This is a genomic window from Pseudomonas sp. LG1D9, assembly GCF_002949995.1.
GTDB classification, from domain to species: Bacteria; Pseudomonadota; Gammaproteobacteria; order Pseudomonadales; family Pseudomonadaceae; genus Aquipseudomonas; species Aquipseudomonas proteolytica.
The window spans coordinates 1,225,540-1,239,417 of record NZ_CP026881.1; the positions used below are offsets into that span (position 1 = coordinate 1,225,540).

General features: G+C 62.3%; 12 protein-coding genes. 5 read left to right on the top strand and 7 right to left on the bottom strand.

The window, feature by feature from the left end; genetic code table 11:
* The first annotated feature begins 114 nt into the window (after positions 1-114).
* The 3 genes from C5F71_RS05990 to C5F71_RS06000 all read left to right on the top strand — a co-directional run bounded on the left by C5F71_RS05990 (position 115) and on the right by C5F71_RS06000 (position 4,978).
* Positions 115-1,881, top strand: a complete 1,767-nt coding sequence (locus tag C5F71_RS05990) for an ATP-binding protein (RefSeq protein WP_104910800.1) — start codon at positions 115-117, stop codon at positions 1,879-1,881.
* The gene (locus tag C5F71_RS05995; protein WP_092237869.1) at positions 1,875-3,209 is read left to right on the top strand and encodes a sigma-54 dependent transcriptional regulator; all 1,335 of its coding nucleotides are present in this window, start codon (positions 1,875-1,877) and stop codon (positions 3,207-3,209) included. Before C5F71_RS05990 ends, C5F71_RS05995 begins: the two co-directional genes overlap by 7 nt.
* A gap of 449 nt (positions 3,210-3,658) precedes the next feature.
* Positions 3,659-4,978 carry an MFS transporter gene (locus C5F71_RS06000; RefSeq protein ID WP_029295432.1) on the top strand — a complete coding sequence of 440 codons (1,320 nt, stop codon included), beginning with the start codon at positions 3,659-3,661 and terminating at the stop codon, positions 4,976-4,978.
* Positions 4,979-5,043: 65 nt separating this feature from the next.
* Here C5F71_RS06000 and C5F71_RS06005 read toward each other — a convergent pair whose 3' ends face one another.
* Positions 5,044-5,799, bottom strand: a complete 756-nt coding sequence (locus C5F71_RS06005) for a hypothetical protein (RefSeq protein WP_104910801.1) — start codon at positions 5,797-5,799, stop codon at positions 5,044-5,046.
* A 184-nt stretch (positions 5,800-5,983) separates the two neighbouring features.
* Between C5F71_RS06005 and C5F71_RS06010 the strand changes: the two genes are divergently transcribed.
* Entirely contained in the window at positions 5,984-6,616 is a 633-nt protein-coding gene (locus tag C5F71_RS06010; protein ID WP_029295430.1) for a flavin reductase family protein, read from the top strand.
* Positions 6,617-6,775: 159 nt separating this feature from the next.
* On the opposite strand, the gene C5F71_RS06015 is transcribed toward C5F71_RS06010, so the two are convergent.
* Positions 6,776-7,057, bottom strand: coding sequence for a hypothetical protein (locus C5F71_RS06015; protein ID WP_104910802.1), 282 nt, complete (start codon positions 7,055-7,057; stop codon positions 6,776-6,778).
* Positions 7,058-7,065: 8 nt separating this feature from the next.
* Positions 7,066-7,407, bottom strand: coding sequence for an antibiotic biosynthesis monooxygenase family protein (locus C5F71_RS06020; RefSeq protein WP_029295426.1), 342 nt, complete (start codon positions 7,405-7,407; stop codon positions 7,066-7,068).
* A 327-nt stretch (positions 7,408-7,734) separates the two neighbouring features.
* Here C5F71_RS06020 and C5F71_RS06025 point away from each other — a divergent pair, with 327 nt between their 5' ends.
* Positions 7,735-8,664, top strand: a complete 930-nt coding sequence (locus C5F71_RS06025; RefSeq protein WP_029295424.1) for an AraC family transcriptional regulator — start codon at positions 7,735-7,737, stop codon at positions 8,662-8,664.
* A 32-nt stretch (positions 8,665-8,696) separates the two neighbouring features.
* Here C5F71_RS06025 and C5F71_RS06030 read toward each other — a convergent pair whose 3' ends face one another.
* The 4 genes from C5F71_RS06030 to edd form a co-directional block, all read right to left on the bottom strand.
* Positions 8,697-10,124 (bottom strand): ATP-binding protein, encoded by a 1,428-nt coding sequence (locus C5F71_RS06030; protein WP_166647890.1) that lies wholly within the window; start codon positions 10,122-10,124, stop codon positions 8,697-8,699.
* Between the two features lie 16 nt (positions 10,125-10,140).
* The gene (locus tag C5F71_RS06035) at positions 10,141-10,872 is read right to left on the bottom strand and encodes a response regulator (protein ID WP_029295420.1); all 732 of its coding nucleotides are present in this window, start codon (positions 10,870-10,872) and stop codon (positions 10,141-10,143) included.
* Positions 10,873-10,991: 119 nt separating this feature from the next.
* Entirely contained in the window at positions 10,992-11,948 is a 957-nt protein-coding gene (locus C5F71_RS06040) for a glucokinase (RefSeq protein WP_029295418.1), read from the bottom strand.
* Positions 11,945-13,771, bottom strand: a complete 1,827-nt coding sequence (gene edd, locus C5F71_RS06045) for a phosphogluconate dehydratase (protein ID WP_029295417.1) — start codon at positions 13,769-13,771, stop codon at positions 11,945-11,947. Before edd ends, C5F71_RS06040 begins: the two co-directional genes overlap by 4 nt.
* Between the last annotated feature and the right edge of the window lie 107 nt (positions 13,772-13,878).

Sequence of the window (13,878 nt, forward strand, 5' to 3'; positions counted from 1 at the left end):
TCGCGAGCAAGCCCGCTCCCACACAAGCCCAGCTGTTACACCAGCCCGCTCATCACAAGATCCAAGCGGCGCATGTTATGGTGCTCGCCCCTTACTGCAGCTGCTCATTCTCGTATGATCGCGATCCCTCGCCCATTGCGTCTGACCTTCTATTCCCTGCTGATTATTGCCGGCGCCGTTCTGGCGGCCAGCGTTGCCATCCGCCAGGCCGAACGCCAGTCCCTGGTGGACGATGCCGGGCGTGCGAACCAGCAGTTGGCGCTGTATGCCAACTCCTTGCACACCCTGATCGAACGTTACCGCGCCCTGCCCGCCGTGCTGGCCCTGGACTCGGAAATGATCCGCGCCCTGAAAAGCCCGCTGGATCCGGCGACCCAGGAGGTGCTCAACCACAAACTGGAGCGCATCAACGGTGCTGCGCAGTCTTCCACCCTGGAACTGATGGACCGTACCGGCCTGGCCGTGGCTGCCAGTAACTGGCACCTGCCCAGCAGCTATGTCGGCCACAACTACGCGTTTCGTCCCTACTTCAGCCAGACCCGCAGCCAGGGCACCGGGCGCTTTTATGCGGTGGGGGTGACCACCGGCATTCCGGGGTACTTCCTCTCCAGCGCGGTAGTGGATGAGCAGGAACAATTCCTCGGTGCCATGGTGGTCAAGCTGGAATTTCCGGAGCTGGAGCGCGAATGGGCCCAGGGCGACGACCTGCTGCTGGTCAGCGATGCCCGGGGCATCGTGTTTATCGCCAATAAACCCGGATGGCGTTATCGCAACCTGCGCCCGCTGTCGGCCAACGATCTGGCCGAACTCCAGGCCACGCGCCAGTACGACAAGAAGCAACTGCAGCCCCTGGACACCCAGACCTTGCAGCGCTTCGACGAAAACAGTCACCTGGTCCGCGTGGCCGGCCCTGAAGGCAACGCCAACTACATCTGGGAATCCTTGCCGCTCAAAGCCGAAGGCTGGACCCTGCACCTGCTGCGCAAACCCCAGGTGGCCTTTGAAGATCAGCGTAACGCCGGCCTCGCCGCCGCCGGCCTGTGGTTGGCGCTGGTGTTCCTGCTGTTGTTCCTGACCCAGCGTTGGCGCCTGGCCCGCTTGCGCCAGCGCAGCCGCGAAGAACTGGAGCGCCTGGTGCAAGAGCGTACCCAGGCCCTGCGCACCGCCCAGGATGGCCTGGTGCAATCGGCCAAGCTGGCGGCGCTGGGGCAGATGTCTGCGGCCCTGGCCCATGAAATCAACCAGCCGCTGACCACCCAGCGCATGCAACTGGCGACCTTGCGCCTGCTGCTTGATCACGGGCGCATCGACGACGCGTACCAGGCGCTGACGCCATTGGACGACATGCTCACCCGCATGGCCGCCCTGACCGGCCATCTGAAAACCTTCGCCCGCAAAAGCCCCAGCGGCCTGCGCGAACGCCTGGACCTGGCGACCGTGGTCGACCAGTCTCTGCACTTGCTCGACGCCCGCCTGCGCGACGAAGCCATCGGCACTGTGCTTGACCTGACCCGCCCGGCCTGGGTACGCGGCGACGCCATTCGTCTGGAACAGGTGCTGATCAACCTGCTGCGCAATGCCCTGGACGCCATGGCCAACAAACCGCGCAAGCGCCTGGAAATCCGCCTGCACGCCGATCAACAACTGTGGCACCTGAGCGTCAGCGACAGCGGCGGCGGCATTGCCGAGGAGCACCTGAACAACGTGTTCGACCCGTTCTTCACCACCAAGCCGGTGGGTGACGGGCTCGGTCTCGGGTTGGCGGTGTCCTACGCTATCGTGCATGAACTGGGGGGGCGCCTGAGTGTTGCCAATCAGGGCGACGGCGCCGTATTCACCCTGACCCTGCCCATCGCACTGGAGGCGCCAGACCTATGCTGAACGCGGTGATCGTGGTTGATGACGAAGCCAGCATCCGCACGGCCGTGGAACAGTGGCTGAACCTCTCCGGGTTCGAGGTGCAGTTGTTCAGCCGCGCCGAGGACTGCCTGGCGCAACTGCCCAGGGATTTCCCCGGGGTGATTCTCAGCGACGTGCGCATGCCGGGCCTCAGCGGCCTGGAGCTGCTGGCCGAGGTGCAACGACGCGATGCCGACTTGCCGGTGATCCTGCTGACGGGCCACGGTGACGTGCCAATGGCCGTCGAGGCGATGCGCGACGGCGCCTACGACTTTCTCGAAAAACCCTTCAGCCCCGACGCCCTGCTCGCCAGCCTGCGCCGAGCCCTGGACAAGCGCGGGCTGATCCTGGAAAACCGTCGCCTGCACCAGCAGGCCGATCATCGGGCCAAGCTGGAGTCGAGCCTGCTGGGGGTGTCCCGCAGCCTGCAGACACTGCGCCGCCAGGTCCTGGATTTGGCAGCCTTGCCGGTCAACGTGCTGATCCGTGGCGAGACCGGCAGCGGCAAGGAACTGGTCGCCCGCTGCCTGCACGACTTCGGGCCCCGGGCGAAGAAGCCGTTTGTCGCGCTCAACTGTGCGGCAATTCCCGAGCAACTGTTTGAAGCCGAACTGTTCGGCCATGAAAGCGGCGCCTTCACTGGCGCCCAGGGCAAGCGTATCGGCAAGCTGGAGTACGCCGACGGCGGCACGTTGTTTCTCGACGAGATCGAAAGCATGCCCCTGGCCCAGCAGGTGAAACTGCTGCGGGTGCTGCAAGAGCAGAAGCTCGAGCGCCTGGGTTCCAACCAGAGCATCAAGGTCGACCTGCGCATCATTGCCGCGACCAAGCCCGACTTGCTGGACGAAGCCCGCGCCGGGCGGTTCCGTGAGGACCTGGCCTACCGCCTGACCGTCGCACAATTGCGCCTGCCGCCGCTGCGCGAACGCCGCGAAGATATTCCGCTGCTGTTCGAACACTTTGCCCAGAGCGCCGCCGAGCGCCTGGGCCGCGCGGCCGCCCCCCTCAGCGGGCCGCAGCTGGGGCGACTGCTCAGCCATGACTGGCCGGGCAACGTGCGCGAGTTGGCCAACGCTGCCGAACGCCAGGTGCTGGGCCTCGGTGAGCCGGAGCCGGAGGGTATCGAGGCCGGGCAGTCCCTGGCAGCGCAGCAGGAAGCGTTCGAGGCGCACTGCTTGAAAGCCGCGCTGACCCGGCACAAGGGCGATATCAAGGCGGTGCTGGCCGAGCTGCAACTGCCACGGCGTACGTTCAATGAGAAAATGCAACGCCATGGGCTGACCCGGGAAATGTTTCTGTCGATGGACTGAGGGGGGCTGCTGGAGGCCTCATCGCTGCATAGGTATCTACACAACTTTCAGAAACTGACGAACTCTCCTGTGGCGAGCGGGCTTGTCGGAACGCCGCATCGCCCGCGCTGGGCTGCGAAGCAGCCCCAGTAAGCCGAGTGCGGTGTACCAGGTAAACCGTAGCGGCTGGTTTTGGGGCTGCTTCGCAGCCCAGCGCGGGGCAAGCCCGCTCGCCACAGGGAAGGTCGTCAGTCTCGGAAGGTTGTGTAGATACCTATGCAGCGATAAGGACAGCCGCCATAAGCGGATTTCCGCTCATCACCCAGAAATCATCAGCGACTTTCCGCTCAAAAAATCCCCCCAACCCTTCTAAACCGGGCCTTCACCTGCTTGGCACAGCTCCTGCTATAGCTTGCGCCAGGCTGCGCTGACGCGCGCTCCACAAAAACAATGACATGAAGGATCCTTCAATGGATAACTCCAACTCCCTGCCTCTGGGGTCGGCCGCCGTGCCGGCAAAAGAACGCACTACCTCCAGCCGGATCAAGTCGATCTTCAGCGGATCGGTCGGCAACATGGTCGAGTGGTACGACTGGTACGTCTACGCCGCCTTCTCGCTGTACTTCGCAAAAACCTTCTTCCCGAAAGGCGACACCACTGCCCAACTGCTCAATACCGCCGCGATCTTCGCCGTAGGCTTCCTGATGCGCCCGATCGGCGGCTGGTTGATGGGGCTGTACGCTGACAAAGTCGGGCGTAAAAAGGCCCTGATGGCCTCGGTCTACCTGATGTGCTTCGGCTCATTGCTGATTGCCCTGAGCCCGGGCTATGAAATCATCGGTATCGGCGCGCCGATCCTGCTGGTATTTGCCCGTTTGCTGCAGGGTCTGTCGGTGGGCGGCGAATACGGCACCTCCGCCACTTACCTCAGCGAGATGGCGACCAAGGAACGTCGCGGTTTCTACTCCAGCTTCCAATACGTGACCCTGATCTCTGGCCAGCTCATCGCATTGGCGGTGCTGATCGTGCTGCAACAGCTCCTCACCACCGAAGAACTGTATGCCTGGGGCTGGCGTATCCCGTTCGCCATTGGTGCCCTGTGCGCGGTGGTGGCCCTGTACCTGCGACGCGGCATGGAAGAAACCGAATCGTTCACCAAGAAGGAAAAAGCCAAGGAAAGCGCCATGCGCACCTTGATGCGCCACCCCAAGGAACTGATGACCGTGGTCGGCCTGACCATGGGCGGCACCCTGGCCTTCTACACCTACACCACCTACATGCAGAAGTACCTGGTGAACACCGTCGGCATGAGCATCTCCGACTCCACCACTATTTCTGCGGCCACGCTGTTCCTGTTCATGTGCCTGCAACCGATTGTCGGCGGCCTGTCGGACAAGGTCGGTCGCCGGCCGATCCTGATCGCATTCGGCATCCTCGGGACGCTGTTCACCGTGCCGATCCTCACCACCCTGCACACCGTCCAGACCTGGTGGGGCGCGTTCTTCCTGATCATGGCGGCGCTGATCATCGTCAGCGGCTACACCTCGATCAACGCCGTGGTGAAAGCCGAGCTGTTCCCGACCGAAATCCGTGCACTGGGTGTAGGCCTGCCTTACGCACTGACCGTGTCGATCTTCGGCGGCACCGCCGAATACATCGCGCTGTGGTTCAAGAGCATCGGCATGGAAACCGGCTACTACTGGTACGTGACCGCGTGTATTGCCGTTTCGTTGCTGGTCTACATCACCATGAAAGACACCCGCAAGCATTCGCGGATTACCACGGACTGACCGTTCGCCAGGTGTAGAAAAGGGGCCATGTCATGCAATGACATGGCCCCTTTTTTCATCCTGTGTCAGGACAGCTCAGCCAGCGGCTGGCGGTTGTCCCGGCGCTGTACATACCAGGCACCGGCGATCATCAATAACAGCACCGCCGCCAGCACCGCCGACGAGCCAACCGTGCCAAAGTCCAGGCCGCCCTTCTCATGGGGTTTGGTCAGGAAGTCCCCGAGGGTCGCGCCAAAGGGGCGGGTCAAGACAAACGCTACCCAGAACAACACCACCGACGAAACCGTCGTGCAGTACTTGAGCGCCACCACCAGCAGGATACTCGCGCCGATCAACATGGCACCGCCGGCAAAGCCCAGCCCCGAGTCGTCGGCGAGGAAATCCCCTAGCGCCGTACCCAGGGTGTTGGAGAGCAGGATTGCCACCCAGTAGAACAACTCGCCGCGCGGGGTCTGCACCTTGTTCACGTTCAGCGAATTGCCGCTCAAGTGCCAGAGCGCGAAGACCATCAGCAACAGGACAATCAGAATCATCGAGCCGCAGGCGTACCCCAGGCCCAAGGTGCGGTCCATAAAATCGGACATAGTGGTGCCCGCCGTACTCGTCGACAAAATCACGATCCAGTACAGCACCGGATTGTAGGTTTTCGACCATAACTGCGTCAGCAATGTGATCAGGAACACACTGAGCAGGATCATCGAACTGATGGCATAGCCGACGTTCAAGGTCATCGACAACAAGTCCCCGGCGGTTTCGCCGAGGGTGGTCGCACAGATCTTCATGACCCAGAACGCCAGGGTAATCTGAGGAAGTTTGTTCATTGTGCAGAAGGCTCCAGAGTTCAGTCTCGAAAGGCCGACTCAGGGGGGGTATCGACCTGGCGTGCAGACTGGCCGTGCAGCGGTGAAAAATAGGTGGGCGATAAATGAAAATTCCATACGGTCGGTAGAAATCCTGCCCTTGGGCCTGCACTATTGCGCTTTTCCCGCCGCAGGAACCCCGTCCATGCCCGACGATATCCATTTCTACGAACCCGCCAACGGCCACGGCCTGCCCCATGACCCGTTCAACGCCATCGTCGGCCCGCGGCCAATTGGCTGGATTTCCTCCCAGGACAACGAAGGCCGCCTGAACCTGGCGCCCTACAGTTTTTTCAACGCGTTCAACTACATTCCGCCGATCATTGGTTTTTCCAGCGTCGGGCGCAAAGACAGCCTGAACAACATCGAGCAGACCGGCGAATTTGTCTGGAACCTGGCCACGCGCCCACTGGCCGAGCAGATGAACCAGAGCTGCGCCGCCGTGTCACCCGAGGTCAACGAGTTTGAACTGGCCGGGCTGACGCCGGTGGCGTCCAAGGTGATTGCCGTGCCCCGAGTGGGCGAAAGCCCGGTGTCATTCGAGTGCAAGGTTACGCAGATCATTCAGCTGCAGCGGGCTGACAAGGAACTGGTGCCCAGTTGGCTGGTGCTTGGCGAGGTGGTCGCGGTGCATATCGCCAAATGGCTGCTCAAGGATGGGGTATACGACACGGCGGCTGCCGAGCCGATTCTGCGAGGTGGTGGGCCGGCGGATTACTTCCAACTGGGCCCGGAAGCGCTGTTCAAGATGTACCGCCCGGGTGCCGGCAAACCCTGATTGGATCGAATGCAATTAAAAATGTGGGAGCGGGCTTGTGTGGGAGCGGGCTTGCCCGCGATAGCGGTGTATCAGTCAACTCATGTATCGACTGACACTCAGTCATCGCGGGCAAGCCCGCTCCCACACAGAACCCCACAGCTGGGTCGGTGGCGCTCTTTAGTTTGCTGCGATCGCCCAGGCCAACTGACCCTCTTCATCGATATCGATCAAGCGCTCCAATTGCTGGGCCGCTGCATCGTCAGCGTCATCAGCAGTCTTGAACAATTGGCCATCGAGGATCTTGTGAAAGCGCGGAGCGCTCATGCCATCCAGTGCCTTGACGGCGATGGCGGCGCTATAGCCCCCCTGGTCTTCACGCACTAGGGCGGAAACAGCTTCGTGGTGGGCAAACTCTTTACGTGCCATGTTGCAGGTCCTGGCCAATGGAAAGTCGGCCATTCTAAACCCTAACCGGCCAATTGCAGGTACTCGCCGTAGGCATTGGCCGCGGATGCGTCGGTGAAGGTCTGGAAGTCCATGCTGCGCACGACCATGTCGTTCAACAGCTCGGTAAACAGCATCAAGGCCGGCGAGTTGAAGTAGGCACTCATCGCCTGTTCACTGCTCCAGAAACCTGAGACCAGCCATACATCGGGGTCAACCTGAGAGTGCTGCAACGAGAACTGCAGGCAACCCTGAGCCTGGCGGCCCGGTTCGATCAAACTGCTCAAGCGCGCACCCAGTTCGGTGCTGCACCCGCTGCGGGCGCGGATAAAGGCCATATGGCTCGCGGGAATGGGGGTGGACATGTTCGACTCTCCCGTTGAGAAGTGATGCTCGGCAAGCACTGTGGGGGCGTGCTGCCACAGGATCAAAGATACGGGCGCCTGCCCCTGGCCGGTTAGTCGATTCCTGCCGGCTTATTGCACAATCCTGCCAGAAGCCTGGAAAGACGGTTTGGCGCCCGCCTTTATTCCACGCATAGGCGCCTTGTTTCAGGGAGATGACAGGCCATGGGCTTGCCTGATTCAAGACGCGCCGCAGGATCAGGCAAGGATTGTGCAGAATCGACCTAACACGACTGCAACAGGCACCGCTAAGCTGTGCCCATCAAAGAAGCATGCAGAGGACGCCCCATGTCGTCGCCCGAACAGCAGTCCATTCCCCTCGATGCCGAGATGGAAAAACAGCGCGCCGAACTGGCCGGTATCGTGCACAGGCATACCTGGGAGGACGGTTCCTACGGCACGGCGATCACTTCGTTGTACCTGAACCGACACAACACGCCGCGCGATTTCATGCCGGTGCTGGTGGAACCCGCCCTGTGCATCCTCGCCAACGGCAGCAAGGAGGTGCGCCTGGCCGACGAAATCTTTGCCTACGACCCTCTCAACTACCTGGTGTTCTCGGTCGCAATGCCGGTGGCCGGGCGGGTCATCGACGCCACGCCCGAAGACCCCAACCTGTCGGTACGGATCAATATCGACCCGGCGCAACTGACCGCCTTGATTGCCGAAGCCGGCCCGATGGGCGTGCCTACACGCCCGACATCGCGCGGGATGTATGTCGACCGGATCGACACCCAGTTGCTTGATGCCGTACTGCGCCTGGCACGCCTGCTGGATACGCCCAAAGACATCGCGATGTTGGCGCCGTTGATCAATCGCGAAATTCTCTACCGTCTGCTGCGTGGGCCACAGGGCTATCGCCTGTACGAAATTGCCGTGGCCAATAGCCAAAGCCATCGGGTCAGCCGTGCGATCACCTGGTTGAACGGTAACTACGAACAACCGCTGCGCATCGACGACCTGGCCAAGGAAGTGAATCTGAGCGTGTCGACCCTGCACCATCGCTTCAAGGCCATCACCGCCATGAGCCCGCTGCAGTACCAGAAACAGCTACGCCTGCAGGAAGCACGACGGCTGATGATCGCCGAAGGCCTGGAGGCCTCGGCGGCGGGGTATCGGGTGGGGTATGAAAGCCCGTCGCAGTTCAGCCGGGAATACAGCCGTTTGTTTGGCGCGCCGCCGTTGCGCGACTTGGCCAGGCTACGCCAGAGCATCTGACCCAATGCTCCTACAGGGTGACGCGGTGTTGTTTAGTCCAGGGTCCGGGGCAGTTGCAAGGTCACCCGTAGGCCACCTTCGCGCAAATTCTGCAGGCTGACTTCGCCGCCATGGCTGTGGGCGATATTGCGTGCAATCCCCAACCCCAAGCCATAGCCCTGCTGCTGACCGGCCAGGCGAAAGTGCGGTTCGAAGACCTGTTCCAAACGCTGTTCCGGCACACCCGGCCCCTCGTCATCCACATGCAGGATGAACTGCGCACCATCGTCCTCGATACGCAGGTGAGCGTTCTGCCCGTACTTCAAAGCATTGTCGATCAGGTTGCCAATGCAGCGCTTGAGCGCCAGCGGCTTGCCCGGGTAGGCCGTCAGCGCCCGACCGTGCTGCGTCACCCGCCCATTGCCATGGGGCGCCAGGTACGGCTCCACCAGACAGTCGAGCACATGATTGAGGTCCACCGGCTCGATGTTCTCGTGGATATCGGTGTCCTTGACGCACTGCAACGCGCCCTTGACCAGCAGTTCCAGCTCATCCAGGTCACGGCCGAACTTGGCTTGCAGCTTTTCATCTTCCAGCAGCTCCACGCGCAGCCGCAGGCGTGTGATCGGCGTGCGCAGGTCGTGGGAAATCGCGCTGAACAACTGGCTGCGTTCGGTCAGGTAGCGGCTGATCCGCTCGCGCATGGCATTGAACGCACGCCCCACTTCCACCACTTCGCTACCGCCACCTTCGGCCACCGGTTCCACGTCGGCGCCCAGGGACAGGTCCCGCGCCGCCCGCGCCAGGCGCTTGAGCGGCCGGCTCTGCCAATGCACCAGCAAACCGATAAACAGCAGCAGGAAGCCACTGGTCAGCACGATAAACCACACCTGTTGGGAGGGCAGGCCCTGTTCTTCGAGGCTGGTGTAGGGTTCGGGCAGCAACGAGGCGATATACAGCCACTCGCCGGCGCCCAACTCGATCTGCGTCACCAGCACCGGCGGGTTGACCGGTTCCAGGGTCAATGCGTAATGCGCCCAGGAACGGGGCAACTCATCGAGCTTGAGCCCGGCATTGAAAATGCGCAGGTCTTCGGCACTGACAAACTCCACCGAAAAATGCACGTCACTGCCCAGGGTCTGGCGCAGTACTTCATCCACGGCACCGAGCACCGCCTGTTTGCGCGGGGTTTGCGGCAGGATCTGCATATCCAGGGGCTTGTCGTTGAGCGTTACGACAAAGCGCGTACCGCCCATGCTGCGCAACTGGTCAAGCACCAGCGGCCGATAAGCCACCGGCAGTGAGCGGAAATAGCTGACGCTGGCAGTCATCGAGTGGGCCAGGCTGCGGGCGCTGGTGACCAGGCCTTCAAGCTGGGTAGCGCGCAATTGCGACACCCAGATCACACTGGATAAAGCCTGGGCAAACAGCACTGCCAACAGGGTCAGCAGCAGCATGCGCCCCAGCAATGAGCGCGGCACCGGAATACGCCGACGCTCAGTGGGCATTGCTGGCAACCACACTGGCCGCCAGTTGGTAACCGCTGCCACGTACGGTGCGGATCAGCCGTGGAGGTTTCTCGGTATCGCGTAGGCGTTGTCGCAGGCGGCTGACCGCCATATCCACAATTCGATCGAGGGGCATCAGGTCACGGCCACGGGTGGCGTTGCCAATGGTGTCGCGATCAAGGATTTGCTGCGGATGATCAAGGAATAGCTTGAGCAGGGCAAAGTCGGCGCCGGACAGGATGACTTCCTCACCATCGAGGTGAAACAGCCGATGGCTGATCATATCCAGCCGCCACTCATCGAACACCAGCACATCGCCGCCGGTACGTTCCTGGCCAAACTGGCAGCGGCGCAGCAGGGCCTTGATGCGGGCCTGCAATTCTCGCGGGCTGAAAGGTTTGCCGATGTAATCGTCGGCGCCCAGTTCCAGGCCGATGACCCGGTCGGCTTCGTCGGAACTGGCGGTGAGCATGATGATCGGCACCTGGGCCTGGCGCGGGTGCTGGCGTACCCAGCGGCAGAGGCTGAAGCCGTCTTCGTCGGGCAGCATCACGTCGAGGATCACCAAGTCGCACGGAGCCTCGTCCATGGCCTGGCGAAACCCCGCGCCATTGGGCACGCCCCGCACCTGAAAGCCGGCGCGGCTGAGGTAGGTTTGCAGCAACTCGCGGATTTCCTCGTCGTCATCGACGAGGAGAATGGATTTACTGATTACGCTCACGGGGGCCTCCTTGTTGTTATGGGCCAAGCCTTGAAGCATGGGTTGTTCTCAGGGGCCTCATCGCGGGCAAGCCCGCTCCCACCTTTGGAATGCATTGCCCGCGATGAGGCCATCACTGCCTACGCAAATGCCTGTTCGAGCGCCACACCCGCGCCGGTCAACCCCGAATACGGCGCCGTCACCAACCACACCGGGATCCCCTTGAAGTAGTCACTCATGCAGCCTTTGTCAGCAAAGCTCTTGGCAAAGCCACTGTTGATAAAAAACTCGGCAAACCGCGGGATCACCCCACCCACGATATACACACCGCCCCGGGCACCCGTGGTCAGCACGTTATTGCCGGCGACGCGGCCCAGCCAGATGCTGAACTGGTCGAGGACCTCCAGCGCAACCGGATCGCCAGCCAGCCCCGCCGCTGTAATCGCCTCTGGGGTTTCCAATACCGCCGGATGACCATCCACCGCACAGATCGCCCGGTACAAACGTGGCAATCCGCCGCCGCTCAGGGCCGTTTCGGCGCTGACATGCCCGATCTCGTTGTAGATGTGCTGCCACAACTGGGTTTCCCGGGGACTGCTCAAGGGCAGGTCGACATGCCCGCCCTCCCCCGGCAACGCTGCCCAACGGCCGGCGCCCAGGTCGAGCAAGGTGCCCACGCCCAAGCCCGTTCCAGGGCCAATCACCACCGCCGGGCGCCATGGTTCCGGGGTGCCGGCGCACACCACGCGGTATTCGTCGGGTTGCAGGCGGGTCATGCCCAGGGCCATGGCCGAGAAGTCATTGACCAGCAGTAGCTCGTCCACTTGCAGGGCCTTGCAGAACGCGGTCTTGCTCAGGCGCCAGTGGTTGTTGGTGAACTTGAACTCATCACCGCTTACAGGCCCGGCGACCGACAGGCACACCGCGCCTATGGAGCCCGGCTCCAAGCCTTCCTCGGCGAGGTAGACCTTGATCGCTTCCTCGGGGCTGGCGTGATCCGCCGTAGCCAACACTCGGATCGAATGCAGTGCCTGGTCCCGCCACAACGCGAACCGGGCGTTGGTACCGCCAATATCACCTACCAGCGCAAGCTTCACTTAAGTGTCTCCAGTGCAGAGGTAAAGGCGCTGGCGCCCTGCTCTGCGGAGCTTGCGGCCAGACGCATAAATGCAAACAGCTCGCGACCGGCCCCCACGTTATTGCCCAACAGGCCCGTGGCAGGCGCGCGCGCTGCAAATTCTTCGGCGTCCACCTTAAGCTCCAGGGTGCCTTTGACGCCATCGACGCGAATGATATCGCCATCCCTGACCCGCGCCAGCGCCCCACCGCGCTGCGCTTCGGGGCTGACGTGAATCGCGGCGGGAATCTTACCCGAGGCGCCGGACATGCGCCCGTCTGTCACCAGTGCCACCTTGAAACCACGATCCTGGAGCACGCCGAGGAACGGCGTCATCTTGTGCAATTCCGGCATGCCATTGGAGCGCGGGCCCTGGAAGCGCATCACGGCGACGAAATCCTTCTCCAACTGGCCGGCCTTGAACGCATCGGCCAGGTCCTGCTGGTCCTGGAACACCACGGCCGGCGCTTCGACGATTTGATGTTCGAGGGCCACCGCCGAGACTTTCATTACCCCACGGCCGAGGTTGCCTTGCATCACACGCAAGCCGCCCTCCGGGGAGAAGGCACGGGCGACGGGGCGCAGGATGGTTTCGTCGAGGCTTTCGATCGGGCCTTCGCGCCAGATCAGTTCGCCGTCCACCAGGAAGGGTTCGCGGGTGTAGCGGCTCAGGCCATGGCCGGCGACGGTGTTGACGTCTTCGTGGAGCAGCCCGGCTTCCAGCAGCTCGCGGATCAGGAACGACATGCCGCCCGCCGCCTGGAAGTGGTTGATGTCAGCCTTGCCGTTCGGATAGACGTGGGACAGGGTCGGCACCACTTCCGAGAGGTCGGCCATGTCCTGCCAGGTGAGGATGATCCCCGCCGCCATGGCGATGGCTGGCATATGCAGGGTGTGGTTGGTCGAGCCGCCGGTGGCGTTGAGGGCGACGATGGAGTTGACCAGGGATTTTTCATCGACGATCTCGCCAATCGGCGTGAAGTTGCCATTGGCCTTGGTCAAGCGCGTGACCTGGTGCGCGGCTTCACGGGTCAACGCATCACGCAGCGGCGTGTACGGGTTGACGAACGAGGCGCCCGGCAGGTGCAGGCCCATGACTTCCATCAGCAACTGGTTGGTGTTGGCGGTGCCGTAGAAGGTGCAGGTGCCGGGACTGTGGTAGGACTTCATCTCCGACTCCAGCAACTCTTCACGGCTGGCCTTGCCTTCGGCGTAGCGCTGGCGCACGTCGGCCTTCTGCTTGTTGGAGATCCCCGACGGCATCGGCCCGCCGGGCACAAAGATCATCGGCAGGTGGCCATAACGCAGGGCACCCATCATCAGGCCCGGGACGATCTTGTCGCAGATCCCCAGCATCAGCGCGGCGTCGAACATGTTGTGGGACAGCGCTACCGCCGTGGACATGGCAATTACTTCGCGGCTCAGCAGGCTCAGCTCCATACCGGGCTCGCCCTGGGTCACGCCGTCGCACATGGCCGGGGTGCCACCGGCGAACTGGCCGACCGAACCAACCTCGCGCAGGGCTTTCTTGATCTGTTCCGGGAAATGTTCGTAGGGCTGGTGCGCCGAGAGCATGTCGTTATATGACGAAACAATTGCCACGTTGGCAGCGTTCATCATTCGCAGGCTGTTTTTGTCTTCGGTGCCGCATCCGGCCACGCCGTGGGCAAAGTTGGCGCATTGCAGCTTGCCGCGCATCGGCCCGTCGCTGGCCGCGCCGCGAATCAGCGCAAGGTACGCCTCACGGGTTGCCCGGCTGCGGGCGATAAGGCGTTCGGTGACCTCAAGTACGCGGGGATGCATGTGTAGAACTCCAGGCTAACGGATGTGGCGACCTGAGTGTCTATGCTGGTCAAAAGCCCGCCGCGAAGAGGTTGGCAGGGAGTTACTTGACCAATCGGACCAGTTGA

Excerpts from the sequence above, each read along its gene's own strand:
- C5F71_RS06010 (WP_029295430.1), top strand. The coding sequence starts at position 5,984 with ATGCCCGACGATATCCATTTCTACGAACCCGCCAACGGCCACGGCCTG.
- C5F71_RS05995 (WP_092237869.1), top strand. The coding sequence starts at position 1,875 with ATGCTGAACGCGGTGATCGTGGTTGATGACGAAGCCAGCATCCGCACG.
- C5F71_RS06000 (WP_029295432.1), top strand. The coding sequence starts at position 3,659 with ATGGATAACTCCAACTCCCTGCCTCTGGGGTCGGCCGCCGTGCCGGCA.
- C5F71_RS06020 (WP_029295426.1), bottom strand. The coding sequence starts at position 7,407 with ATGTCCACCCCCATTCCCGCGAGCCATATGGCCTTTATCCGCGCCCGC.
- edd (WP_029295417.1), bottom strand. The coding sequence starts at position 13,771 with ATGCATCCCCGCGTACTTGAGGTCACCGAACGCCTTATCGCCCGCAGC.
- C5F71_RS06005 (WP_104910801.1), bottom strand. The coding sequence starts at position 5,799 with ATGAACAAACTTCCTCAGATTACCCTGGCGTTCTGGGTCATGAAGATC.
- C5F71_RS06025 (WP_029295424.1), top strand. The coding sequence starts at position 7,735 with ATGTCGTCGCCCGAACAGCAGTCCATTCCCCTCGATGCCGAGATGGAA.
- C5F71_RS05990 (WP_104910800.1), top strand. The coding sequence starts at position 115 with ATGATCGCGATCCCTCGCCCATTGCGTCTGACCTTCTATTCCCTGCTG.
- C5F71_RS06015 (WP_104910802.1), bottom strand. The coding sequence starts at position 7,057 with ATGGCCGACTTTCCATTGGCCAGGACCTGCAACATGGCACGTAAAGAG.